General features: G+C 66.3%; 1 protein-coding gene. It reads right to left on the bottom strand.

The features are described from left to right. The coding region (locus AC1DP3_RS18300) for a family 78 glycoside hydrolase catalytic domain (RefSeq protein WP_477295797.1) at positions 1 to 1,104 on the bottom strand (1,104 nt) is incomplete at its 3' end. Between the last annotated feature and the right edge of the window lie 14 nt (positions 1,105 to 1,118).

The raw sequence follows: 1,118 nt of genomic DNA on the forward strand, positions 1-1,118 counted from the left end.
GGGCGGATAGGCCGCGATCGCTTCGGGGTCGAGCGTCCCGTCCTTCTTCAACACCTCCGAGTGGGTCAGCGCGATTTCGGTGCCGGCCGCCGCCGGGAGACGGAGACGGACAACCCCGGCGAAGTTCTGACCGAAGTCGACAACCTGGTCTCCGTTTTTGGCCCGGGCTATCGAGACAGGGCGCAGTCGTCCCACCTCTCGCACCCGCTCGACGCTCTCGGCGATGAGCGTCCGAGGGTGCGACAAGATCTCCACCGGTTCGAACCCGGCGGGTGGAGTTGGCGATGCGGCCCAGCTCTCGTCGATGCGCAGATCTGCACGTTCGCCGAACTTCGGGTCGGACTCCCGGATGCGACCGGTGCCGGCGTACCACGACGAGTCGGTCACGATTTGGTGCTCGGTTCCGTCCTCCAGTTCGGCCGTGATCTGGATCAGCCCGGCGAGGCGGTCCCCGTAGATTCTTGAGTGGTTCTCATAGCCGTTCGATCCACGGAACCGGCCGTCACCGATGACGAGCCCTATCGTGTTCGTCCCCGTTGTGAGCGCCGATGTCACGTCGTAGGTCACATACTCGACCTCGTGATCCAGCGCCGTCCAGCGCGGAACGAGTGCGGGCCCAGTGAGGTCGCTCCCGTTGACCAGGAAGCGGTGCCATCCCAAGGACGACACATAAGCGCGCGCTCTGACGACCGGTGACTCGAGGCTCGCTGCGCCGTGCAGGTAAAGGGCTGTCGGCGCATCATTGGTGCGACGGACCGGCCCCCCCGCCCAGAGCGCCGACCAGTCGTCTCCGGGCAGAATTCCGGTTTCGAACGTCGACGTCTCCCACGACGAGGGTGCGCCCCCCGCATCTGCCCACACGCGCACGCGCCACCTGTAGGTCTTTGCCGAGGTGAGGTCGGCGCCCCCGTAGCGTATTCCGAAAGGAGCGGAGCCGTTCACCCTCCCGCTGGCCCAGAGGACGGGATCGTACGAGGATGCTTCGTCCGCCGCGACCTCGATCTCCCATGCTGTCTGGGTGCCCGATCCCGGCGCGAGACGCCAACTGAATTCGGGTCGCCTGGAGCCGATCCCGCGCGGATGACTGCTACCGTCCGTGCGCAAGTCGGTGACAAGTG

Source organism: Microbacterium sp. P5_B6, from assembly GCF_056400345.1.